19 protein-coding genes are annotated in these 22,488 nt (G+C 69.5%); 6 read left to right on the plus strand and 13 right to left on the minus strand.

The genetic code is table 11. The features are described 5' to 3' along the window. On the plus strand, positions 1-445 hold a 445-nt coding region (locus VNW53_RS13990; RefSeq protein WP_325556317.1), incomplete at its 5' end, for a DUF2155 domain-containing protein. Here the strand turns inward: VNW53_RS13990 and aat are convergent. The 5 genes from aat to aroQ all read right to left on the minus strand — a co-directional run bounded on the left by aat (position 385) and on the right by aroQ (position 5,544). After that, positions 385-1,032 carry a leucyl/phenylalanyl-tRNA--protein transferase gene (gene aat, locus VNW53_RS13995; protein ID WP_325556318.1) on the minus strand — a complete coding sequence of 216 codons (648 nt, stop codon included), beginning with the start codon at positions 1,030-1,032 and terminating at the stop codon, positions 385-387. The two genes, VNW53_RS13990 and aat, sit on opposite strands and share 61 nt — an antisense overlap. A gap of 38 nt (positions 1,033-1,070) precedes the next feature. Beyond that, positions 1,071-2,984: a CocE/NonD family hydrolase gene (locus tag VNW53_RS14000; protein WP_325556319.1), complete on the minus strand. Its 1,914-nt coding sequence runs from the start codon at positions 2,982-2,984 to the stop codon at positions 1,071-1,073. Positions 2,985-3,049: 65 nt separating this feature from the next. Further along, on the minus strand, positions 3,050-4,399 hold the full coding sequence (gene accC, locus VNW53_RS14005; RefSeq protein WP_325556320.1) for an acetyl-CoA carboxylase biotin carboxylase subunit: 1,350 nt from the start codon (positions 4,397-4,399) through the stop codon (positions 3,050-3,052). Positions 4,400-4,566: 167 nt separating this feature from the next. Next, the gene (gene accB, locus VNW53_RS14010) at positions 4,567-5,064 is read right to left on the minus strand and encodes an acetyl-CoA carboxylase biotin carboxyl carrier protein (protein ID WP_325556321.1); all 498 of its coding nucleotides are present in this window, start codon (positions 5,062-5,064) and stop codon (positions 4,567-4,569) included. A gap of 36 nt (positions 5,065-5,100) precedes the next feature. Further along, the gene (gene aroQ, locus VNW53_RS14015; protein ID WP_325556322.1) at positions 5,101-5,544 is read right to left on the minus strand and encodes a type II 3-dehydroquinate dehydratase; all 444 of its coding nucleotides are present in this window, start codon (positions 5,542-5,544) and stop codon (positions 5,101-5,103) included. A gap of 79 nt (positions 5,545-5,623) precedes the next feature. Between aroQ and thiS the strand changes: the two genes are divergently transcribed. Next, entirely contained in the window at positions 5,624-5,824 is a 201-nt protein-coding gene (thiS, locus tag VNW53_RS14020; protein ID WP_325556323.1) for a sulfur carrier protein ThiS, read from the plus strand. A gap of 1 nt (position 5,825) precedes the next feature. Continuing rightward, positions 5,826-6,617 (plus strand): thiazole synthase, encoded by a 792-nt coding sequence (locus tag VNW53_RS14025; protein ID WP_325556324.1) that lies wholly within the window; start codon positions 5,826-5,828, stop codon positions 6,615-6,617. A 34-nt stretch (positions 6,618-6,651) separates the two neighbouring features. Here VNW53_RS14025 and VNW53_RS14030 read toward each other — a convergent pair whose 3' ends face one another. The 4 genes from VNW53_RS14030 to VNW53_RS14045 all read right to left on the minus strand — a co-directional run bounded on the left by VNW53_RS14030 (position 6,652) and on the right by VNW53_RS14045 (position 13,244). Then, positions 6,652-8,157 carry an FAD-dependent oxidoreductase gene (locus tag VNW53_RS14030; RefSeq protein ID WP_325556325.1) on the minus strand — a complete coding sequence of 502 codons (1,506 nt, stop codon included), beginning with the start codon at positions 8,155-8,157 and terminating at the stop codon, positions 6,652-6,654. A gap of 77 nt (positions 8,158-8,234) precedes the next feature. After that, positions 8,235-8,987, minus strand: coding sequence for a DsbA family protein (locus tag VNW53_RS14035; protein WP_325556326.1), 753 nt, complete (start codon positions 8,985-8,987; stop codon positions 8,235-8,237). A gap of 168 nt (positions 8,988-9,155) precedes the next feature. Further along, positions 9,156-10,565 carry a M48 family metalloprotease gene (locus tag VNW53_RS14040; protein WP_325556327.1) on the minus strand — a complete coding sequence of 470 codons (1,410 nt, stop codon included), beginning with the start codon at positions 10,563-10,565 and terminating at the stop codon, positions 9,156-9,158. Positions 10,566-10,607: 42 nt separating this feature from the next. After that, positions 10,608-13,244, minus strand: a complete 2,637-nt coding sequence (locus VNW53_RS14045) for a ribonuclease E/G (RefSeq protein ID WP_325556328.1) — start codon at positions 13,242-13,244, stop codon at positions 10,608-10,610. Between the two features lie 475 nt (positions 13,245-13,719). Here VNW53_RS14045 and VNW53_RS14050 point away from each other — a divergent pair, with 475 nt between their 5' ends. The 3 genes from VNW53_RS14050 (at position 13,720) to prfB (ending at position 18,734) form a co-directional block, all read left to right on the plus strand. Then, entirely contained in the window at positions 13,720-14,898 is a 1,179-nt protein-coding gene (locus VNW53_RS14050) for an N-acetylmuramoyl-L-alanine amidase (protein WP_325556329.1), read from the plus strand. A gap of 92 nt (positions 14,899-14,990) precedes the next feature. Then, entirely contained in the window at positions 14,991-17,378 is a 2,388-nt protein-coding gene (locus VNW53_RS14055) for a penicillin-binding protein 1A (RefSeq protein WP_325556330.1), read from the plus strand. Between the two features lie 242 nt (positions 17,379-17,620). After that, positions 17,621-18,734, plus strand: a protein-coding gene (gene prfB, locus VNW53_RS14060; protein ID WP_325556331.1) for a peptide chain release factor 2 whose coding sequence is annotated in 2 segments (ribosomal slippage) — positions 17,621-17,689 and positions 17,691-18,734 — 1,113 coding nt in all. Because the reading frame shifts where the segments join, the coding sequence is not laid out codon by codon here. A 29-nt stretch (positions 18,735-18,763) separates the two neighbouring features. Here the strand turns inward: prfB and VNW53_RS14065 are convergent. The 4 genes from VNW53_RS14065 to tyrS form a co-directional block, all read right to left on the minus strand. After that, positions 18,764-19,189: a polymer-forming cytoskeletal protein gene (locus VNW53_RS14065; RefSeq protein WP_325556332.1), complete on the minus strand. Its 426-nt coding sequence runs from the start codon at positions 19,187-19,189 to the stop codon at positions 18,764-18,766. Further along, positions 19,170-20,327 (minus strand): M23 family metallopeptidase, encoded by a 1,158-nt coding sequence (locus VNW53_RS14070; protein WP_325556333.1) that lies wholly within the window; start codon positions 20,325-20,327, stop codon positions 19,170-19,172. Before VNW53_RS14070 ends, VNW53_RS14065 begins: the two co-directional genes overlap by 20 nt. 265 nt (positions 20,328-20,592) lie before the next feature. Continuing rightward, complete coding sequence (locus VNW53_RS14075; RefSeq protein ID WP_325556334.1) at positions 20,593-21,054, minus strand: peroxiredoxin; 462 nt, start codon at positions 21,052-21,054, stop codon at positions 20,593-20,595. Positions 21,055-21,066: 12 nt separating this feature from the next. After that, the gene (gene tyrS, locus VNW53_RS14080) at positions 21,067-22,323 is read right to left on the minus strand and encodes a tyrosine--tRNA ligase (RefSeq protein ID WP_414693283.1); all 1,257 of its coding nucleotides are present in this window, start codon (positions 22,321-22,323) and stop codon (positions 21,067-21,069) included. Positions 22,324-22,488: the final 165 nt, after the last annotated feature.

The raw sequence follows: 22,488 nt of genomic DNA on the forward strand, positions 1-22,488 counted from the left end.
CGCCCCGCTCAACGTGCCGCCGATCACCGAGAAGGAAGTGGCCCCCGCGCCGCCGCCGGCCGCCGAGGCCAAGCCCCCGGGCGTTCCCGAGCGCCGCGCGCGCTACGACGTCGCCGTCATCGAGGCCCTCGACAAGGTGACCGCCCAGAGCCTGCGCTTCGAGGCCGCGGTGGGCCGGCCGGTGCGGTTCAAGAGCCTGGTCTTCACGGTGAAGGCCTGCGAGCGATCGGCGCCCGAAGAGGCGGTCGAGGACTCGGTGGCCTATGTCACCGTCGACAGCCAACCGCGCGGGGCGCCGGGCAAGCCGGCGCTGGCGCCGCGCCAGGCCTTCAAGGGGTGGATGTACGCCTCGTCGCCGGGGCTCCATCCGCTGGAGCACCCGGTCTATGACGCCTGGCTGATCACCTGCAGGGCCGCCGCGCCGCCCATCGCGCCCGCGCGCTGAAACTCGCCCTCGGCCGACAGCGCCGTGTTCAGCCGGCGGTGATAGTCGCGCCGTGAGATCTCCACAGCCCCGAACTGGGTCAGGTGCGCGGTCATGAACTGGGCGTCCAGCAGGCGGTAGCCGCCGGCGATCAGTCGGGCGACCAGGTGGACCAGGGCCACCTTGGAGGCGTCGCGGCGGCGCGAGAACATGCTTTCGCCGAAGAAGGCGCCCTCCAGCGATACGCCGTAGAGGCCGCCCACCAGCTCGCCGTCCTCCCAGCATTCCACGCTGTGGGCGAAACCCAGCTCCTGCAGCCGGACATAGAGATCCTCGATCGGGTGATTGATCCAGGTCTCGAGCCGCCCGGGGCCGGCCTCGGCGCAGGCCTGGACCACGGCGCGGAAGGCGGTGTCGGTGCGGATCTCGAAGGGCTCGGCGCGCACCGTCCGCGCCAGGCGACGGGAGACGTGGAAGCCGTCGAGCGGGATCACGCCGCGCCGCTCCGGATCGATCAGGAAGACGCGCTCGTCCTCGCGCGCGTCGGCCATCGGGAAGACGCCGCGCGCGTAGCAGGCCAGGAGATCGCGGGCGTCGAACTGCGCCATGGGCCGACAGTACAGAGGTTCGGCGTGGCCGGTAGCGTCTAGCCGCCCGCCGGCGCCACCGGCAGCACGATCCGCGAGGCCATGTCCGGCGCCGCATAGACCTTCTGGGTCGCGGCCACGAAGTCGCCGGCCTTGGCGTCGTAGATGCTGGGGGTGAAGGTCTGCGGATTGCGGTCGATCAGCGGGAACCAGCTCGACTGGACCTGCACCATGATCCGGTGCCCGGCCTTGAACACATGGTCGCGGTCGCGCAGCGGCACGTCCCATTTCACCGGCTTGTCGGGCGTCAGCGCCTGCGGGTGCTCGAAGCTCGTCAGATACCGGCCGCGGCGCACCTCCATGGCGATGGGCAGCTCATACCCGTCGGGGCTGCGGGCGTATTGGCCGGGCAGGGGGCCGTCGTCCGGCGCCCATGCCGGCTTCTGGGCGTCCTCCGGGGCCACGTCGATCAGCTTGACCACGAAGTCGCTGTCGCTGCCGGAGGTGGAGGCGAACAGCTCCGCGGCCACCGGGCCGGAGACGGTCAGGTCCTCGGTCAAGGGCGCGCTGACGTAGGTGAGCACGTCGGGGCGATGATCCACGAACCGCTGGTCGGCCGACTCCCAGGTGCGCCAGTCGCCGCCCGGGTAGGTCGGCGAGATCGGGCGCTGGCGATAGGGCACGGGGTTGGCCGGGTCGGAGACGTAGGTGCGGTGCGCGCCGGCCTCGCCGGGGCCGGGCGCCGTGAAGCTCAGGGTCCCGTCGGCGTGGAAATAGAGGCTGGTCGGCTTGGCGGCGGCCGGCGGCCACGCCGCGTAGGTCTTCCAGGCGTTGGAGCCGGTCTGGAACATGGTCGCCGCCCAGGCGGGCTTCTGCCCCTTGCCGTGCAGCCAGTAGGCGAAGAACGGCGCCTCGATCGTTTCGCGGAACGCGAGGCTGGTGTCCTGGCCGAGCGGGGTGGCCCCGATCGTGCCCACGCTGCGCCGCCAGCCGCCGTGGTACCAGGGGCCGGCCACCATCAGGTTGGTGTGCTTCGGATCGTTCTGGGCGGCGTGGCGATAGATCTGCCAGGGGCCCCAGGGGTCCTCCTGGTCCCAGAACCCGGCGACGTTGAGGTTCGGCACGGTCGAGCCGTGCAGCGCCTGCACCCAGGCCTGGCTCTTCCAGAAGTCGTCATAGTCCGGGTGGGCGATCGTCTCGTTCCAGTAGCGGATCTTGCCGTGGGTGTAGTCGGCGTTGAGCGTCGAGAGCGGCCCGGCGGCCAGGTACCACTCGTAGGTGTCCCACCTGTCGAAGGCGAAGTGGGTGTTGGCGTTCTTGTCGGCCTCCTCGTAAACCGCATATTCGAAGTCGTAGCTGAGCCGCAGGGCGCCGTAGCGGTGGTCGTCGTCGTTCATCCACTGATCGACCGGCGAGGCCTGTTCGCTGACCGCCTTCAGCGCCGGGTGCGGGCCGAGCAGCGTCGCCCCGGCGGTATAGCCGTCGTAGGAGACGCCGTAGATGCCGACGCGGCCGTTGTTCCCGGCGACGTTCTTCACCAGCCAGTCGACGGTGTCGTAGGCGTCGCGGGTCTCGATGGTGCCCTTGCCGGGGTCGACCTTCACGTCCTCCGACAGGCTGAAGGTCCCCTCGGACTTGAAACGCCCGCGGATGTTCTGGATCACGAAGATGTAGCCGTCGGCGTAGAGCTGCTTCAGCGGGTCCGGCACGTCCGTGTAGGGCTTGTCTGGCACCCCGTAGGGCGAGCGCCGCAGCAGGATCGGCAGGGGCCCCTTGGCGTTGGTGGGCGTCATGATCACGGTCTGCAGGCGCACCCCGTCGCGCATGGGGACCATGACTTCCTGATAGGTGAAAATCTGGGAGGCCGCGGGCGCCGCCGCGGCAGGCGCCGCCGTCGCCGGAGGTTGGGCGAGCGCAACCCCGCCGCCTGCGCAAACAGCCGCGGCCGCCACCCAAGCCAACACTGTCTTCATGCCAGGCTTCCCCCGAGACTCCCGCGAGCCTAAGGGATGGCGCGGCGCGCTGGAAGGCCGCCCGTTCAGGCGGCGGCCTGGGCCTTCATCCAGTTTTCCAGCCAGTGGATGTTGTAGTCGCCCGCGATGATGTCCGGCTGGGTCAGAAGCTCCTGGAAGAGCGGGATGTTGGTGTCGATCCCGGCCACCACCACCTCGCCGAGGCAGCGGTTCAGGCGCGCGATGCACTCGGCCCGGTCGCGGCCGTGAACGATCAGCTTGCCGATCAGGGAGTCGTAGTAGGGCGGGATCGTGTAGCCGGCGTAGAGGGCGCTATCCATCCGCACGCCCAGGCCGCCCGGCGCGTGGAAGTCGGTGACCAGGCCTGGCGAGGGGGCGAAGGTCTTCGGGTTCTCGGCGTTGATCCGGCACTCGATGGCGTGGCCCTCGAAGACCACGTCCTTCTGGGCGAAGCTGAGCGGCAGGCCGGCGGCGATGCGAATCTGCTCGCGCACCAGGTCGATGCCGGTGATCGCCTCGGTGACCGGGTGTTCCACCTGCAGGCGGGTGTTCATCTCGATGAAGAAGAACTCGCCGTTCTCGTAGAGGAACTCGATGGTGCCGACGCCCAGGTAGCCGATCGCCTTCACCGCATCGACCACCACCTTGCCGATCTTCTCGCGCGCGGCGGCGTCGATGGCCGGCGAGGGCGCCTCTTCCAGGACCTTCTGGTGGCGGCGCTGAAGCGAGCAGTCGCGTTCGCCCAGGTGGCAGACGTTGCCGAAGCTGTCGGCGACCACCTGCAACTCGATGTGCCGCGGGGTCTGGAGGTAGCGCTCCATGTAGACCGCGTCGTCGCCGAACGCCGCCTTGGCCTCGGAGCGGGCGGTGGACACCGCCTCGTAGAGATCGGCTTCGGTCTGGGCGACCTTCATGCCGCGCCCGCCGCCGCCCGCGGCGGCCTTGATCAGCACTGGGAAGCCGATGGCCTTGGCCGCCGCGAAGGCTTCCTCCTCGCTGGTCACCGCGCCGTCCGAGCCGGGCACCACCGGGATGCCAACCGCCTTCACCGCCTGCTTGGCGGTGATCTTGTCGCCCATCATCTTGATGTGCTCGGGCTTGGGTCCGATGAAGGTGAAGCCGTGAGCGCCGACGATCTCGGCGAAACGGGCGTTTTCCGAAAGGAATCCGTAGCCTGGATGGATCGCCTGAGCCCCGGTGATCTCCGCGGCGGCGATGATCGAGGGGATGTTCAGATAGCTCTTGGCCGCCGAAGGCGGCCCGATGCAGACGCTTTCGTCGGCGAGCCGCACCCACATGGCGCCCGAGTCGGCCTCGGAGTGCACGGCGACGGTGGAAATGCCCATCTCCTTGCACGCGCGGTGCACGCGAAGGGCGATCTCGCCGCGGTTGGCGATGAGGATCTTGTCGAACATGGGTCTAGTGTCCCGACCTCGAAATTCGCCAGCGCCTGGATCGATCTCGGGCGAATTTCGAGGTCGATGAGGACACTAGCAAGTATATGTTTTCTAGCGTGGTTTTCGGATTTGAAGTTCCCAGCGGCGCTTGCCGCTGGCGGGGTGGGAACTTCAAATCCACCACGCTAGCCGATGACCGCGAGCGGCTCGCCGAACTCCACGGGCTGGCCATCCTCCACCAGGATCGCCACGATCCGGCCGGCCTTGGGCGCGGGGATCGGGTTCATGGTCTTCATGGCCTCGATGATCATCAGGGTCTGGCCGGCCGCCACGGTGTCGCCGACCTTCACGAAGGGGTCGGCGCCCGGCTCGGGCTGCAGGTAGACGCTGCCCACCATCGGCGACTTCACCTCGTCGCCGGCGGCGCGGGCCGACGAGGCGGCCTCGGCGGAGGCGGCGGCCGACGCCACGGCGGCCGCGGCGACGGGTGCGGCCATGGCGGCGGGCGCGGCGTGCATCACCTGCATCGGCTGGGCGGTCAGGGTCTTGGCCACGCGGATCTTAAGGCCCGAGTGCTCGACCTCGATCTCCGACAGGCCGGTTTCCGTCAGGATGTCGGCCAGTCTGCGCACCAGGCGCGCGTCGATCGGATCGGCGGCGGGGGCCTTGGGAGGGCTAGCCATGGAGTTACCTTCGCTTCTTGTCTTTAGGCGTGTGGTCTAGGTCGGGCCGGTCAGGCCCGCGGCAGCCTCGACGGCCAGTTCATAGCTCGCGGCGCCGAACCCGGACACGACGCCGGTCGCGGCGAGGGAGACGTAGGTCTGATGCCGGAACGCCTCGCGCGCGGCGGGGTTCGAGAGGTGGCATTCGATCACCGGGACCCCGACCATCTTCAGCGCGTCGAGGATCGCCACCGAGGTGTGGCCATAGCCCGCCGGGTTGATGACCACGGCGCAGGCCTTCTCGCGGGCCTCCTGGATCCAGTCGATCAGCTCGCCCTCGTGGTTCGATTGCCGGAACACGACGGTGCGGCCCAAGGCCGACGCGCGGGCCTCGCAGAGCCGCTGCACGTCTTCCAAGGTCTGATGTCCGTAAATCTCCGGCTCGCGGGCGCCCAGGAGGTTGAGATTGGGCCCGCTCAGCACATAGATCGGTTTCGGCATTCGGCTCCGCCGTCGATTCCGGTGTCTTGTACCGGTAGGGCGACAGGGTCACAAGCTTGCTGGATTTCGAGGAGCCCGCATGAACCTCATCGTCAACGGAGAGGCCCGCACTTTCGAGCCGCTGCCGCACCTGGCGGCCCTGGTTTCGGCCCTGGGCCTGGACGGGCGCAAGGTGGCGATCGAGCGCAATCTGGAGATCGTGCCGCGGTCGGCCTATGGGAAGATGGCGCTCGCCGACGGCGACCGGATCGAGATCGTGCACTTCATCGGAGGCGGCTGACATGGACGGATCGACCCACGCAGCCCCGGACACCTGGACCGTCGCCGGCCGCACCTTCACCTCGCGGCTGATCGTCGGCACGGGCAAGTACAAGGACTATGCCGAAAACGCCGCGGCGGCCGACGCGGCGGGGGCCGAGATCGTCACCGTGGCGCTGCGCCGGGTGAACCTGTCGGACCCCAGCCAGCCCATGCTGGTCGACTATGTGAAGCCCGACCGCTTCACGTTCCTGCCCAACACCGCCGGTTGTTTCACCGGCGAGGAGGCCGTCCGCACCCTGCGCCTGGCGCGCGAGGCGGGCGGCTGGGACCTGGTGAAGCTGGAGGTGTTGTCCGACACCAAGCACCTACTGCCGGACATGGAGGAGACGCTTCGGGCGCTGAAGCTGCTGATCGCCGACGGCTTCCAGGTGATGGTCTATTGCTCGGACGACCCGGTCTACGCCCTGAAGCTGGAGGAGGCCGGCGCGGCGGCGATCATGCCGGCTGCGGCGCCGATCGGGTCGGGGCGCGGCATCCAGAATTTCCTCAACCTCGGCCTGATCATCGAGCAGGCGAAGGTGCCGGTGCTGGTGGACGCCGGCGTCGGCACGGCCTCCGACGCGGTGCTGGCCATGGAGGCCGGCTGCGACGCGGTGCTGATGAACACCGCCATTGCCGGGGCCAAGGACCCGATCCGCATGGCGGTCGCCATGAAGCACGCGGTGATCGCGGGCCGCGAAGCCTTCCTCGCCGGACGGATGGCCAAGAAGTCCTACGCCGATCCGTCCTCGCCGATGGCGGGGTTGATCTAGACCCCTTCCTTTCCCGCGTTGTGGCAAGGGAAAGTCAGGCGGCGGCGCGCTCGCGCACCCGCTCGATGTCGAGCTCCGGCGAGAGCCCGAGGCCCTGCAGCATCTCGGTCCGCTCGGGACCGCCGCGGGGCCGGTAGGCCTCGGCGTTGGCCGCCTTGCCGCGCGCCCAGTAGCCCAGCACCTTGGCCAGGTTCTTCGGCCGCTTCAGCCAGGCCTGCGGGTCCTCCAGCATGTGGAAGCCGCGCAGGGCGGCGCGCAACAGGTCCACGTCGGAGCGCACGGCGATGGCCACGCCGTCCTCCAGAAAGCCCTTGGCCAGGCGGCTCCTGAGGCTGGGCTGGTGGCCGGGGGTCAGCGCATGGCGGGCGCGGCGGATGGCGCTGCGGTCGGCGTCGCGCATGACCTTGTAATAAGGGCGAAGCTCCGCCTCCGTGCGGCGCTGATAGGCCTCCAGCCGCGCGGCCGGGTCCTCGAACATCTGCAGGGCGTCGCGCAGCAGGTGGGCGCTGACCGCGGCGAAGGAGCAGCCGCGCCCATAGAGCGGGTTCGACCGCACCAGGCTGTCGCCGACGGGGAAGAAGCCCAGCGCCGCGGCCTTGCCGCCGGGTGCGAAGTCGCGCCAGCGGCTGTGCAGGTCGCCCATGCCGAACACCCGGCTGATCGGCGTCGCGGTCGCCGGGTCGATCCAGGGCGCCAGGCCGGGCAGGCGCGCGCAGACGCCGTCGAACGTGGCCGGGTCGACCACCTTCTTGCGCAGCTCTTCCTCGACCTCGGGCACGCACAGGGTGATGGAAAAGCAGCCGTTGTCCCCCGGGAAGACCCCGAACTTCAGGTATTCCAGGTCCCCGGTGACCGGCGCCTTGCCGCGCGGCGGCTCCTCGACGCCCGGGTTCAACCGGTAGTGGCGGGTGAAGTAGAGGATGCCGCAGTCCTCGGACTCCTCGATGATCGTGGCGCCGGCCTCGCGCAGTTGCTCCACGGCGTCGGAGGTGCGGCCCGCGGCGTCGACCACGATGTCGGCCGAAAGCTCATGGACCCCGTCGGCGTCCTCGACGATCACGCCGGTGACGGTTGGAACCGGGCCGGGCGCGATTCTGAGCCCCTTCACGAAGGCGCTCGGGCGGATCGTGACATTGGGCTGGCGCTCGACGTAGCGGCGGATGATCAGCTCCAGCGTGGTGCGCCGGCTGGTCAGCACGGCCAGATCGCGGTCCACCGGATCGGGCGCGTAGCTGCGCTTGTGGATGTCGGTCAGGCCGCCCTCGAAGCCGAGGTCGCGGCAGCCGGCCGCCAGCAACTCCGCCAGCAGCTCCGGGTGCTGGTCGCGGATCAGCAGGCGCAGGCGGGCCAGGAAGGCGTGGCTGTGCCGCAGGTGGCCGACGCCGCGCCGGGCCCAACTGTCGAAGGCCGCGTCCGCGCCGCCCTCCGGCGGGCACGGGTCGCGTTCCAGCAGGGTCACGTGGCGACCCGTCGGCGCGAGCGCCAGCGCCGTCCAGAGCCCGGCCATGCCGGCGCCGATCACCAGCACCCGTTGCATCATCTCGTCGGCTCCCATTCGTCAGGACCGAACACTACGCCAAATGCTCGCTGCCCTCGCGTCAAGGCGCCGACCGCGGGTCAACTTGTGCTTTTGGCCGGGGCCGGGCCGCCCTTGGCGGCGGCGATGGCGGCCCGCAACGCGGGCAGGTCGGCGCCCGGGATCATGGTGTCGCCGATGATGAAGGCCGGCGTGCCTTCGATCTTCAGGTTCTCGGCGAGTGCGTGCGAATCGAGGATCTGGCGCTCGATCAGCGGATGCTCGGCGTCCTTGCGCGCCGCGGCGGGATCGATCCCCAGCTCGGTCAGGTGGCGGTCCAGCGCCGCGTCGTCCAGCGCCTTCTCGCTCATCAGGGCCTGATAGAGTTGCACGCCCTTGGCCTTGGCCTCGCGGGTGAGGGCCACCTTGGCGGCGGTGTCGGACACCTCGCCGAAGATCGGGAATTCCTTGAAGACGAACCGGATGTCCGGGTTCTGGTCGATCAGCTTGACCACCTCAGGCGCGGCCAGCTTGCAGTAGCCGCAGCGGTAGTCGAAGAACTCCACCACCGTGACCTTGCCGTTCGGGTTGGCGACGAAGTCGCGCGGGTCGTGCTCCAACTGGCCGCGAAACTTGGCGATCGCGTCGGTGGAGGCCTTCTCGGCCGCCAGTTTCTCGTTGTGATTGAGCTTCTCGGCCGCCTCGCGGATCACCTCGGGATGGGCCATCAGATAGGCGTGGACGCGTTGGCCGAAGGCCGCGTCGTCGGCTCTCTGGCATCCGGCGAGGCCGGCCGCGGAGAGGACCAGGACAGCGAGGGTGCGGGCGCGCAGGCCGCGAAGCAGGAATGTCATGCCCGCCAGATAGGCCGGATTGGCGACTTTTGCGAGGCGATCCAGCTAGACCCTGTCCCGGCTGACTTGGATCAAGTCAGCCGGGAAAGAACAGGGTCGTCGCCTATATCTGGAGCCCTTCTGGTCCACTGAGGTTGATTCAACCTGAGTGGGAAGGGCTCTTGGCCGTCAGTGGAACTGGCTGGTGATCTGCAGGCCTTGCCCGCCGCCGCGCCGCAGGTCGTCGCCGGTCGGCTGGGAGACCAGCACGATGTCCGTGGCGCGCCGCCAGTCGGCGCTGTCCTTCGGCAGCCGGTCACGGGCGCGGATCGCGAACTGGCGGGCCAGGACCATGTTGCCGACATTGAACTGGAATTCGGCGGTGGCCAGCCGCGCGAGGCCCTCGTCGCCATGCTTGTCATAGGCCTCGGCGAGGACCCGCCAGGCCGCGGCGTTGTCCGGTTCCTGGGTCAGCGCCTTCTTGAGCTCCGAGATGCCCTCCTCGGTCTTGGGGCGGCTATTGAGCGCGATCAGCGTCTGGCCAAGGTTGATCCGCAGCAGCGGGGCGTCAGGGCGCAGCTCCACGGACTTGCGCTGCGGCGCTTCCGCGCCCTCGACCTGGCCGAACTCGAACATGATCTGGCCCTTCAACTCGTAGAGGAAGGCGTTGTTCGGCTGTTCCTCGAGCAGGGCGTCCACCCGCTTCAACGCCTTTTCGGGCTCCTTCATCTGGTAGTAGGCGATCGCCCGGGCGTAGCGCGCCGGATAGGACGTGTCCTTCTCGTCGTACTTGCTGGCCGAGACCTGCGGATTGATGAAGCCGTCCAGCTTGGCCTTCATGATCTCGTGCTCGGCGATCGCCTCGGGGCTGTCCTTCTTGTAGTAGTGCGGCAAGGCCGCCACCCGGCTCTGCAACGACTCGATGCGGTCCGACGACAGCGGGTGGTCGATGAAGAACTTGTAGCGGCGGTACTGGGCGAAGACTTCCTGGTAGCGGTACTTGTTGAAGAACTCGGCCAGGCCGCGGGCCGAAAGGCCGGCCTTCTCCATGTAGGTGGCGCCGGCCTGGTCGGCTCGGCCTTCCTGTTCGCGGCTATAGCCGGCGGCGCCCAGGGCGCCGAAGTAGGGCGCGCTGGAGATGAGCCCCGCCGCGGCGTCCCCGGCGCCGGCGACGGCGGCCAGCACGCCCAGGCCCATGGTCAGGATCATCGGAACCATGCCGGCGCGCTGCATCTCCCCGGATCGGAAGCTGTGGCCGCCGGCCAGGTGGCCGATCTCGTGGGCCATGACGCCCTGCAACTCGTTGGGATTGTCCGACTGCAGGATCAGCGCCGTGGTGACCATCATCACCCCGGGCGCGGCCGCGGCGTTGGGCTCCTTCGAGCCCACCAGGACGATCTGGATGCCCTTCGGGTCGATTCCCGCGGCGGCGAAGATCGGCGCCACGTCGCGGTGCAGGATCTCCTCGATCTCGGTGTCGCGGATGAGGCTGTCACCGGGCGCGAATTGCGCCGCCGCGATCCCCGGCCTCAGCACCGTGCTGAAGGCCAGGGTCGCAGCCAGGGCCATGCGGAAGACCGAACGGGCAGGAGCGGCCATGCTCAACTCTCGACTGCGCCCCCCTGTTCGGAACCTAGCGCGTCAGCCGCGCCGCCACCAGCCTTTGCGGGGCGCGGCGGGCGGCGCGGAAATCTCCGCAGGGTCCGGCTCGCGCGGGGCGACGGCCACGGGTTCCGGAGCCGGTTTCGGCTCGGGCGCGACGATCGCTTCCGGTGCGGGCTCGGCGACCGCCTTCGCCTTCGCCCGGCTGGCGCGCGGCTTCTTGGCGGGCGGCGCGGCCTCGGCGGCGACAGGCTCCGGCGTGGGCTCGGGCTCCGGCGCCGCGACGGCGACCGCTTCCGGCTCCAGGACAGGCGTCGGGGCCTCGACGAGGGACTCCTCTGCGCCGCCGCGGCCGCGGCCGCGACCGCGGCGGGGACGCTTCGGGCGATCCTCGGCGGCGGGCAGCTCGACCCAGATCTCCTCGCCGCCGCTGTCGGCGGCGCGGGCCGCGGTGGTGGGAGCGGGGGCCGCGGCCTCAGCCGCCACGCGCGGCGCCTCACGCTGGTCGTTGGCGGGCGACGGCGCGGGTTCCTGCGCCTTCTTCATGTCTTCCGACGGGTCGTACCAGACGAACGGGTCGTCGCCGTAGGGCACCCAGGGGCGGGTCCAGGAGAACGGGTCGGCCGGGCGGCTGTCGTCGCGCATCCGGCGTCCGCCGCGGCGGCCCCGGCGGCGGCGGCGGCCCTCGCCGCCCTCGCTGTCGTCGCGCGGACCGTCGGCGGGGCGAGGCGCGGAGGCGCCGGCTTCGCGCGGCTCCCGCGGTTCGCCGTCCCTGCGGCCCCGGCGGCGGCGGCGGCGGCCGCGGCGGGCGCCTTCGCCCTCCTCGGACTCGTCGTCGCGCCGGGCGCGATCGGCGCGGGCGTGCGGCTCGTCGTCGTCGGTGTCTTCACGCTCGAGAGCGACCTCTTCCTCTTCGTCTTCCTCGTCCTCGTCCTCGACGGCCTCGTCGTCGTAGCCGTCGTCGACCATCGGCGCATAGGCCGCGGCCGGCGCGGCGACCAGGGCGTGGTCAGGCCGCTGCTCCATCGAGGTGCGCTCGATCAGGCAGTCGGCCTGGGTCATGGCGTCGTCCACCAGGATGGTGACGAACAGCCCGAGCGTCTGCTGCAGCCGCGCCAGGTGGGCGCGCTTCTCGTTCAGGATGTAGAGGCCGACCGCGCGGGGCGTCTTCAGCGTCGCCTCGCCGCCGCCCTTCAGGGCCTCCAGCTCCAGGCTGCGCAGGGCCGCGAGCGCGCTGGACTCCACCGAGCGCACCCGGCCGGTGCCGGCGCAATGTTCGCAGACGTGGGTGGTGCCCTCCAGCACGCCGGTGCGGCGGCGCTGGCGGGAGATTTCCATCAGGCCGAAGGCCGAGATCTTGCCCATCTGGACGCGCGCGCGGTCGTCCTTCAGGCAGTCCTTCAGCTTCTTCTCGACGGCGCGGTTGTTCTTCGACTCATCCATGTCGATGAAGTCGATGACGATCAGGCCGGCGAGGTCGCGCAGCCGGAGCTGGCGCGCGGCCTCCTCGGCGGCTTCCATGTTGGTCTTGAGCGCCGTGGCCTCGATGTTCCGCTCGCGCGTGGACTTGCCGGAGTTCACGTCGACGGCCACCAGGGCCTCGGTCTGGTTGATCACCAGGTAGCCGCCGCTGCGCAGCGGGACGACCGGCGAATAGATCTGGCTGAGGTGGTCCTCGACCCGGTGCTTGACGAACAGCGGCGTCGGCTCGCGGTAAAGCTGCACCTTCTTGGCCTGGCTGGGCATCAGCATGCGCATGAACTCGCGTGCTTCCTTGAAGCCGGCCTCGCCCTCGACGAAGACGCCGTCGATGTCCTTGTCGTAGAGGTCGCGGATCGCCCGCTTCACCAGGTCCTCTTCCTCGTAGATGAGGGCCGGCGCGATGGAGTGCAGCGTGGTCTCGCGGATGTTTTCCCAGAGCCTGAGCAGATAGTCGTAGTCGCGCTTCAGCTCGGCCTTGGTGCGCTTGGCGCCGGCGGTGCGCACGATCAGGCCCATGCCCTGCGGCACGTCCAGGCTCTGCACGATGCCCTTCAGGCGGCGGCGGTCGGTGGCGGTCTCGATCTTGCGGCTGATGCCGCCCCCTCTTGCCGTATTGGGCATGAGCACGCCGTAGCGGCCGGCCAGCGACAGGTAGGTGGTGAGCGCCGCGCCCTTGTTGCCGCGCTCTTCCTTGACGACCTGGACCAGCATGATCTGCCGGCGGCGGATCACTTCCTGGATCTTGTACTTGCGCATCAGCCGCCGGCGGCGCCGGGCGACCTCTTCCTCCATGACGTCGTCATCGTCCTCGGAGACGGCGTCGTGATCCTCGTCCTCGTCCTCGGAGCCGCCCTCGGAGGCGTCGGCCGACTTGCGGCGGCCGCGCGGTTCGTGGTGGTCATCCTCTTCCTCCGCCTCTTCGCGCATCAGCGCTTCGCGGTCGGCGACCGGGATCTGGTAGTAGTCGGGGTGGATTTCGTTGAAGGCCAGGAAGCCGTGGCGATTGCCGCCGTACTCGATGAACGCTGCCTGCAGCGACGGCTCAACGCGCGTCACCTTGGCGAGATAGATATTTCCCCTGAGCTGCTTTCGGTTGGAGCTCTCGAAATCGAACTCTTCAACGCGGGTTCCGTCGACCACCACCACGCGCGTCTCTTCCGCGTGGGCAGCGTCGATCAACATGTTCTTGGACATTAAGATTATCTCCGCGGCGCGCTCTGGGCTTTCGGACCAGGCGCAGCTCGCTTTTTGTGGGATGGACGCGCGCGCCGGCGGAGCAGGCGCCGCGAACGGCGTCTCCGAGGGCCTGAGGCCGGTATGTGGCGTGAGCAGCGCTGCCCATCGAGTGTGTTCCTAGGCGCGCCGGAATGGCGCGGATCGGATAGGGCGTCGGTCGCCGAGAAACGGTCAGCTGACGCGGGCTTTTGTTCGCGCGACCCTTCGCCCCGCATGACGCGAGAGGCGGTTTGGCGCGCGGCGGGACATTGCAACACCAGGCGGCAAAAGGAAAGCCGAACCGCGAAGGTCGCATGCCGCAAGGTGTGGTTAATCTTTTCTCCACCGGCTCAGCGCGTATATGGCTGTCGGATTGAGGACTTGAAGTACTCCTCGAGGGGTTGAGGCCAGAATGCGGTTGGGGGCAGGGGTCCTGATGCGGAACCGGGGGCGCGTGGCGATAGCCGCGGCGGCCGCCGTCGCCGTGGGCCTGGCCGGCGCCGTGGCCTCGCACGCCGCGGGCGCGCTGGGGGGTCTGCTGAAGGTGCGCCTGGGCGGCGATGCGCAGGCGACCCGGCTGGTCATGGACCTGGACCAGGCCGCCAGCGGCCGGCTGGTCGCCGACGGCGCCGGCGACGGCCACGCCGTCCTCGTCCTGCCCACCGTTTCGGCCGCCGGCGGCCTGCAGGGCCAGGGCCAGGGCCTGGTGAAAGCCTGGTCCGTCGACCAGACCTCCGGCGGCGCACGCCTGCAGATCGACCTCGCGCCCGACGCCAGGATCAAGGGCCGCTTCCTGCTGCCGCCCGCCGACGGCATCGACCACTACCGCTATGTGGTGGACGTGATTTCCGCGCCGGGCCAGGTGCGGATGACCAGCGCCAAGGCCTCTGCGATTCCGGTGTCCCTGAAGCTACGGCCGCAGATCGTGCCGGTGATCCACGCCGCGCCGGTCTCGCTGAAGAAGGTCATCGTCATCGACCCGGGCCACGGCGGCCACGATCCCGGCGCGGTCGGGGCCCAGGGCTTCGAGAAGGACGTCAACCTGGCCGCGGCCCTCGCCCTGAAGGAGCGCCTCGAGCGCTCGACCCGCTATCGCGTGGTGCTGACCCGCGAGGACGACACCTACGTGCCGCTACAGGACCGGGTGCGGATCGCCCAGCGGTCCGGCGCCGACCTGTTCATCTCCTTGCACTCCGACTCGGGCGGCGACGCCAGCGTGCGCGGAGCGTCCGTCTACACCCTTTCCGACAAGGCCTCGAACCGCGCCGCGCGATTCGTGAAGCAGGACGACTGGTTCATGAAGGCGAGCCTCACGGGCGACCGCGGGGTGCAGGACATTCTCTTCGACCTGACCCAGCGCAACACCAAGAACCGCTCGGCGGCCTTCGCCAACACGCTCGTCACCCACATCGACGGCAAGGCGCCGCTGCTGCGCCGCAGCCAGCGCGACGCCGGCTTCATGGTGCTGCTGGCCCCCGACGTGCCGGCCGTCCTGCTGGAGATGGGCTTCGTCACCAACGCCGAGGACGAGGCGTTCCTGCGCGACCCGTCCGAGCGCAAACGCCTGATGAGTTCGGTCGGCGACGCCATCGACGACTACTTCGCCGAGGCCACGCGGTTGGCGTCGCGCTGACGCAGGCGCGGCGCGCGCCCCGTTGGCGCCGCATTCGAAGCCGTTTAGACCGGGCCTGATGGGGCGGGGCGCCTCTGGAGGCCGTTAGTCCGTTGGATCTTCCCCGCGAAAGATGGGTCGCGATCGCCGGCGTGACGGTGCTGAGCCTCATCGCCGTGGCCGGCTTCGCCGTCGCCATCTGGGCCGCGTGGCTGTTCCACGACATGCCCGACGCCTCGGACCTGGCCGACTACCATCCGCCGACGGCCACCCGCGCCTACGCCTGGGACGGGACCCTGATCGGGGAGTTCTCCCGCGAGCGGCGGATCTTCGTGCCCTACGACAACATCCCGCCGCAGCTCGCCCAGGCCTTCCTGGCGGCGGAGGACCGCAATTTCTTCAAGCACGCCGGCCTCGACTACACCGGCATCGTCCGCGCCAGCGCCAAGGACATCATCAACATCGCCCAGGGCCGGCGGCTGGAGAGCGGCTCGACCATCACCCAGCAGGTGGCCAAGAACATCCTGCTGACCAACGACGCCACCCTCGGCCGCAAGCTGAAGGAGGCGATGATCGCCCAGCAGCTCGACGGCGCGCTCTCCAAGGAGCGGATCCTCGAGCTCTATCTGAACGAGATCTGGCTGGGCTACCGGTCCTATGGCGTGGGCGCGGCGGCCTACAACTATTTCGGCAAGTCGATCACCGACCTGGACCTGGCCCAGTGCGCGTACCTGGCGTCCCTGCCCAAGGGGCCGGACAACTACCACCCGATCCGGCACAAGGCCCAGGCCATGCAACGCCGCAACTGGGTGCTGGATCAGATGGCCGATTCCGGCTGGGTGACCCGCGCCCAGGCCGCCGCCGCCAAGCAGGAGGACCTGGTCGTCCAGCCGGAGCCGACGCGGGCGAAGTACCGCGACGCCGACTATTTCGTCGAAGAGGTGCGCCGCCGGGGCCTGGCGACGCTCGGCCCCCGCCTCACCGAGGGTGGCTACTACATGCGCACCACCCTGGACCCGCGCCTGCAGAGCGCGGCGCGTACGGCGCTGATGGACGGGCTGGAGCGCTACGACCACCGCCACGGCTGGCGCGGCGCCTGGGGCCATGTGGCGACCTTGGCCGGCTGGGAAGCCGTCGCCAAGAAGACGGTCACGCCCGCCGAGCGCCGCACCTGGCGCGCCGCCGTCGTCACCGACGTGAAGGGCGGAGCCCATATCCAGACGGTCGAGGGCCAGTCCGGCGCGCTCGCGCCCGAGGACGTCGCCTGGGCCCGCGCGGGCAAGGGCATCGGCGCCGGCGATCTGATCTTCGTGGCGCCCAACGAAAAGGGCGGGCCTGACTTCCGCCTGAAGCAGGTGCCCGCGGTGAACGGCGCCCTGGTGGCCATGGACCCGGACTCCGGGCGCGTGCTGGCCATGGTCGGCGGCTATTCCTTCTCGCTCTCCAGCTTCAACCGCGCCACCCAGGCGCTGCGCCAGCCCGGCTCGGCCTTCAAGCCGATCGTCTACGCCACGGCCCTGGAGAACGGCTACACGCCGGCCAGCGTGGTGCTGGACGGGCCGATCACGCTCACCGGCGCCAACGGCCAGGCCTGGACGCCGGAGAACTACGAGCACGACTACCTGGGCCCGCTGCAACTTCGGAAGGGCCTGGAGCTCAGCCGCAACACCATGACCGTGCGCCTGGCCCAGGGCGTCGGCATGCCGAAGATCAGCGCCTCGGCGATCCGGCTGGGCGTCGTCACCAAGATGGAAAACGTGCTGGCCATGGCGCTGGGCGCCGGCGAGACCACGGTGTTCAAGCTGACCGGGGCCTATTCCGCCTTCGTCAACGGCGGCCGCAAGGTCGAGCCGCACCTGATCGAGCTGGTCCAGGACCGCGAAGGCAAGACCATCTTCAAGGCCGACCAGCGCGAGTGCGACCGCTGCACCGCGGGCTTCAACGGCGACGAGAGCCCGCGCATTCCGCCGACCGGCGCCCAGGTCTGGGACCCGATCACCGCCTATCAGATCACCTCCATGCTGCAGGGCGTGGTCCAGCGCGGCACGGCGGCGGCGGCCAACGTCCTGGGTCGGCCCACCGGCGGCAAGACCGGCACCACCAGCGAGTTCCGCTCCGCCTGGTTCGTGGGCTTCACCCCGCACATCGTGGTGGGCACCTATGTGGGCTTCGACGACAACCGCAGCCTCGGCAACGGCGAGACGGGCGCCCAGGCCGCCCTGCCGATCTTCATCGGCTTCATGCAGGAGGCCAACAAGCTCTACGTCCCCGACGACTTCAAGGCGCCGGTCAACGCCCGCTACGCCATGGTCCGCGGCATCCGCGAAGCCTTCAAGCCCGGCACCGAGCCGAGGGTGGCCGACATTCAGGACCTGACCGGGCCGCAGCCCTACGACAAGGTGTTCGGCGCGGGGATCACCGGCGCCCCCAACGCCGCGGCCGCCGTCAACCCGCCGCCCAAGCCGCCCGCCAAGAAGGACGAGGTCAACGGCCTGTACTGACCCCAATCCTCTCCCCCGAGCGAAGCGAGAGAGGGAAGAGGCGAGGAGAGGGCGGCCCGACATTTCAGCCGCGCCGGAGGTTGACCGAGGATCATGGCGTGAACGTCTCGACGGGATCGTGCGCCGGCGCCGCTCTCTCCCGGCCCCTCCCTCTCGCTTTGCGGGGGAGAGGAGTTGTCGCGCCCGCTTGTCCTCGCGCCCGGAGCAGCCTATCTGGCCCGTCCGCTACCTGGAGTGTCCCCATGAGATTGGATGTCGAGGCCGCCAAGGCCGACATCGAGCAGTCGGTCGAACTGCTCAGGAGGCGTCTTTGACTGGGAGCCCGCGCTCCGCAGGCTCGACGAGCTGAACGCCCGGGTCGAGGACCCGACCCTCTGGGACAACGCCGAGGCCGCCCAGGCCCTGATGCGCGAGCGCAACCGCCTGGCCGGCCAGATCGAGGCCGTGAAGGGGCTGGAGCGCGATCTCGCCGACGCCCTGGGCTACGCCGAAATGGCCGACGAGGAGGGCGACGAGGCCTCGCTCGAGGAAGCCCGCGGCCAGCTCAAGGCGATCAAGGAGCGCGCCGGGCGGGCCGAGCTGGAGGCCCTGCTGAGCGGCGAGGCCGACGGCAACGACGCCTTCGTGGAAATCAACTCCGGCGCCGGGGGCACCGAGTCCTGCGACTGGGCCGGGATGCTGCTGCGCATGTACACCCGCTGGGCCAACGCCCACGGCATGGAGGTCGACTTCCTGGAAGAGACCGCCGGCGACCAGGCCGGCATCAAGTCGGCGACCCTGCAGGTCAAGGGGCCCAACGCCTACGGCTGGCTGAAGACCGAGGCTGGCGTGCACCGCCTGGTGCGCATCTCGCCGTTCGACGCGGCCGCCAAGCGGCATACCAGCTTTGCCTCGGTCTGGGTCTATCCGGTGGTGGACGACACCATCGTCATCGACATCAATCCCGCCGACGTGCGCACCGACACCTACCGGGCCTCGGGCTCCGGCGGCCAGCACATCAACAAGACCGATAGCGCCGTGCGCCTGACGCACATCCCGACCGGGATCGCGGTGGCCTGTCAGGCCGGCCGATCGCAGCACCAGAACCGGGAAGAAGCCTGGAAGATGCTGCGCGCGCGGCTCTATGAGGCGGAACTTCAGCGGCGCGAGGCGGCGCAGCAGGCGCTGGAAGACCAGAAGACCGACATCGGCTGGGGCCACCAGATCCGCAGCTACGTCCTGCAGCCCTATCAGATGGTCAAGGACCTGAGGACCGAGGTCGAGACCTCCGACAGCCAGGGGGTCCTCGACGGTGACCTCGACCCGTTCATGGGCGCGGCCCTGGCGCAGCGCGTGGGCGTGACGCGGGAAGCCTAATCATCCTTCCCCATGAAGGGGAGGGAAGGCTACTCCGCCGCCATCGGCAGGCTGAGCTGTTCCTGTTGCGGCTCGCCCAGCTTGACGCTGCGGCCGGCGAAGTGGGCGCCGGGTTCGATGGCGAGCTGGGCGTGGGTGATGTCGCCGTCGACCTTGGCGGTCGCGTAGAGGCGCACCGTCTTGGCGGTGATCGTGCCGGCCACCCGGCCGCGGATTTCCACGGCCTCGGCGCTGATCGCGCCTTCGACCTGGCCGGTCTCGCCGATCGACAGGTGGGCCACCTTCAGGTCTCCGTGCACCGCCCCGTCGAGCTGGATGTCGCCGTCGCTGGCGAGGTCGCCGTCGACGCTGACGTTCTCGGCGATCAGCGACATGGCGATCGCCTTGCGCGGCGCGGCGTCCGCCAGCTCCTGGCGGGCGGAGGAGGACGGGGCCTTAGCCGGCTTGCTGAACATAGTCGCCTGCCTTGAGGAAACGGTCCGGGTTCATGGCGCGGCCGTTCAGCCACACCTCGTAGTGCAGGTGGGTGCCGGTGGAGCGGCCGGTGGAGCCCATGCCGCCCAGGCGCTGGCCCACCGCCACCTGCTGGCCGACGGCGACGGAAATTACCGCCAGGTGGGCGTAGCGGGTCTTCAGCCCCTTGCCGTGGTCGATCTCGACGGTATTGCCGTAGCCGGACCGCACGCCGGTGAAGGAGACGACGCCGGGGCCGGTGGCGTGGATCGCCTCCATGCGCGCGCCGGAGAAGTCCTGGCCGGAGTGGAAGGCCGGCCGGCCGGTGAACGGGTCGACCCGCACCCCGAAGCCGCTCGACCGCTCGGCGTCGGTCGTAGGCTTGGCGAAGGGCAGGTCGTGGGCGGCCTGTTCCAGGGCGTGGGCCTCGCTCATGTCGCCGGCGGCGTGCTGGATGCGGTCGGCGAAGCCCTCGTCAACGTCGAGCACCGCGGCCAGGGCGCGGGGGTCCTTGGATTCGATCAGCGGCCCGCCCAGCGCCGCGCCCTGCGAGACAAAGGTCGAGGGCGTCAGGCCGGCGAGGCGGAAGGCCAGGCGCAGCCGGTCGGCGCGGCTCTTGGCGAAGGTGTCGGCGGCGTCGAGCAACTGCTCCTGGCTGACCCGCACGGTCTCGACGATGTGCGCCGGGTTGCGGTCGTTGGAGGCCACGGCCCTGTTGATCACCGGGGTCAGGGCGGCGGCCGCGCCGGGCGCGCTCTTCATGTCGGTGAGCAGCATGGCCAGCGCCGCGTGGCGCTTCTCGATGTCCGCGGCCACCCCGGCGTTCGCGCTTCCGCCGCCGGCGTTGAGCTGCGCTACCGCCGAGTTCAGCCGCGCCTGGCGGTCGGCGATCCAGCGTTCGTACTTCGCCTGGGTGCGGGCGATCTCGCGGTCGGCGGACGAGGCCGACAGCATGTTGACGAGCATGGCCGCGCTGCAGACGCCCATCCACAGCGCCGCGGCGGAAATCCCGGCGGCCACCAGCATCTGGGTTCTGGGGGTGAGGACGTAGCCCTTCATCTCACCGCCCGAGCGGACATAGAGATGGCGCTCCGGAAACAGCTCGAGGAGCGTGCGGCGGAGGCGCGCTAGGCGTGACATGCGGTCGCTGAAGTCCCCATCCCCGTGGACCCCGGGGATATGCAATGAGATTTTCCGGGCGCGCAAGATGGTTTACGCCCGGAGTTGGCGGAAGGTTAACGCTTGCGCATTTGGGATATCCGAATCGCCGAAATCCGGACGTCGGATGGGGCGGACGCCGCCGGTTCAACGCCCTGGGCGGACGCGGAAAGGAAGGACGCGCGTCGCATCGGCCGCGTCGACGCCTCAGCTCAGCTGCCGTCGTACGACCCCAGGTCGCGCCGGATCAGAGCGCCTTGGCCGCGTCCAGCACCGCCTGGGCGTGGCCGGCAACCTTCACCTTGCGCCAGATGCGCTTGATGACTCCGTCCTTGATCAGGAAGGTCGAGCGGTCGATGCCCATATATTCGCGGCCGTAGAGCTTCTTCTCGACCCAGCTTCCGAAGGACTCGATGGTCCTGCCCTCGGGGTCGGAGCCCAGGGGGATGGTCAGGCCGTACTTGGCCGCGAACTTCTCGTGGCTCTTCACGCTGTCCTTGGAGGCGCCGACCACGGTGACGCCGGCCTTGTCGAAGGCGGCCTTCAAGGCGCTGAAGTCCTGGCCCTCGGTGGTGCAGCCGGTCGTGTCGTCCTTCGGATAGAAGTAGAGCACCAGGGTCTTGCCCTTGAAGTCGGCCAGGCGGATCGGGCCCGCGGCGCTCTCCATCGCAAAATCGGGGGCGGGCGCGCCTTCGGAAATCTTGCTCATCTTCGTGTCTCCTCAGACCGGTTTCACCAGGACGATCTTCTTCTTGCCGGCGGCCAGCTTTACGACCCCCTCGATCAGGTCGGCGTCGGTCACCAGGCGGTTGGCGTCGGCTTCGGCCTTGTCGTTGACCCTCAGGCCGCCGCCTTGCGCCAGCCGCCGAGCTTCGCCGCGCGATCCCGCGAGGCCCACGTCCGCCGCCAGGGCGGCCAGCACGATGCCGGCCGACAGCTCTGCGGCCGGGACCTCGTGCGTCGGCAGGTCGTCGGAAAGGCGCCCCTGCTCGAAGGCCGCTTCCGCCGCCGAGGCGGCCTTGGCGGCTTCCTCGGCGCCGTGCAGCAGGGCGGTGGCCTCGTTGGCCAAAACCTTCTTGGCCTCGTTGATCTCCGCGCCCGGCAGGGCCTCCAGCCGGGCGACCTCGTCCAGCGGCAGGTCGGTGAACAGCCGCAGGAAGCGGCCGACGTCGGCGTCCTCGGTGTTACGCCAGAACTGCCAGTAGTCGTAGGGGCTGCGCAGGTCCGCATTGAGCCAGACCGCGCCCTGGGCCGTCTTGCCCATCTTGGCGCCCGAGGCGGTGGCCAGCAGCGGGGTGGTCAGGCCGAACGCCGGCTTCTGGTCCACGCGGCGGATCAGTTCCACCCCGTTGACGATGTTGCCCCACTGGTCCGAGCCGCCCATCTGCAGCACGCAGCCGTAGCGGCGGTTCAGCTCCAGGAAGTCGGTGGCCTGCATCAGCATGTAGTTGAACTCGATGAAGGTCAGCGGCTGCTCGCGCTCCAGCCGCAGCTTCACGGAATCGAACGCCAGCATGCGGTTGATCGTGAAGTGCACGCCGTAGTCGCGCAGGAAGTCGATATAGCCCAGCTTCGACAGCCACTCGTCGTTGTCGACCATGATGGCGTCGGTGGGCCCGTTCCCGAAGGTCAGGAAGGTCTCGAAGACCGTGCGGATCGAGGCGATGTTCGCCTGGATATCGGCCTCGGTGAGAAGCTTTCGGCTCTCGTCCTTGCCTGATGGATCGCCCACCTTGGTGGTGCCGCCGCCCATGACCACGATCGGCTTGTGGCCGGTCTGCTGCAGCCGGCGCAGCATCATGATCTGGATCAGGCTGCCCACGTGCAGCGAGGGCGCCGTGGCGTCGAAGCCGATGTAGGCCACCACCGGGCCGGAGACCGCCGCTGCGTCCAGTTCCTCCGGATGGGTGATCTGGTGGATATAGCCGCGGTCCCGCAGGACCTGCAGGAACGTGGACTTGAAGGCGACGTCGGTCATTCGGGGATTCTCAAGCAACGAGCCGGTGCGCTCTAGCACGGCCTTGTCGGCGGTTTCGAGGGACATCGCGGGACTCCGGTGGGAAGGAGGCCGGCGCTTTGTCTCTGATCTGAGGAAAGGGCGCCGGCCGGGTGAGGGCAGGCGCGTCGGATCGGTCGCCTGCGG

Origin of the sequence: Phenylobacterium sp. (genome assembly GCF_035569475.1) — a bacterium.
Lineage (GTDB): Bacteria > Pseudomonadota > Alphaproteobacteria > Caulobacterales > Caulobacteraceae > Phenylobacterium.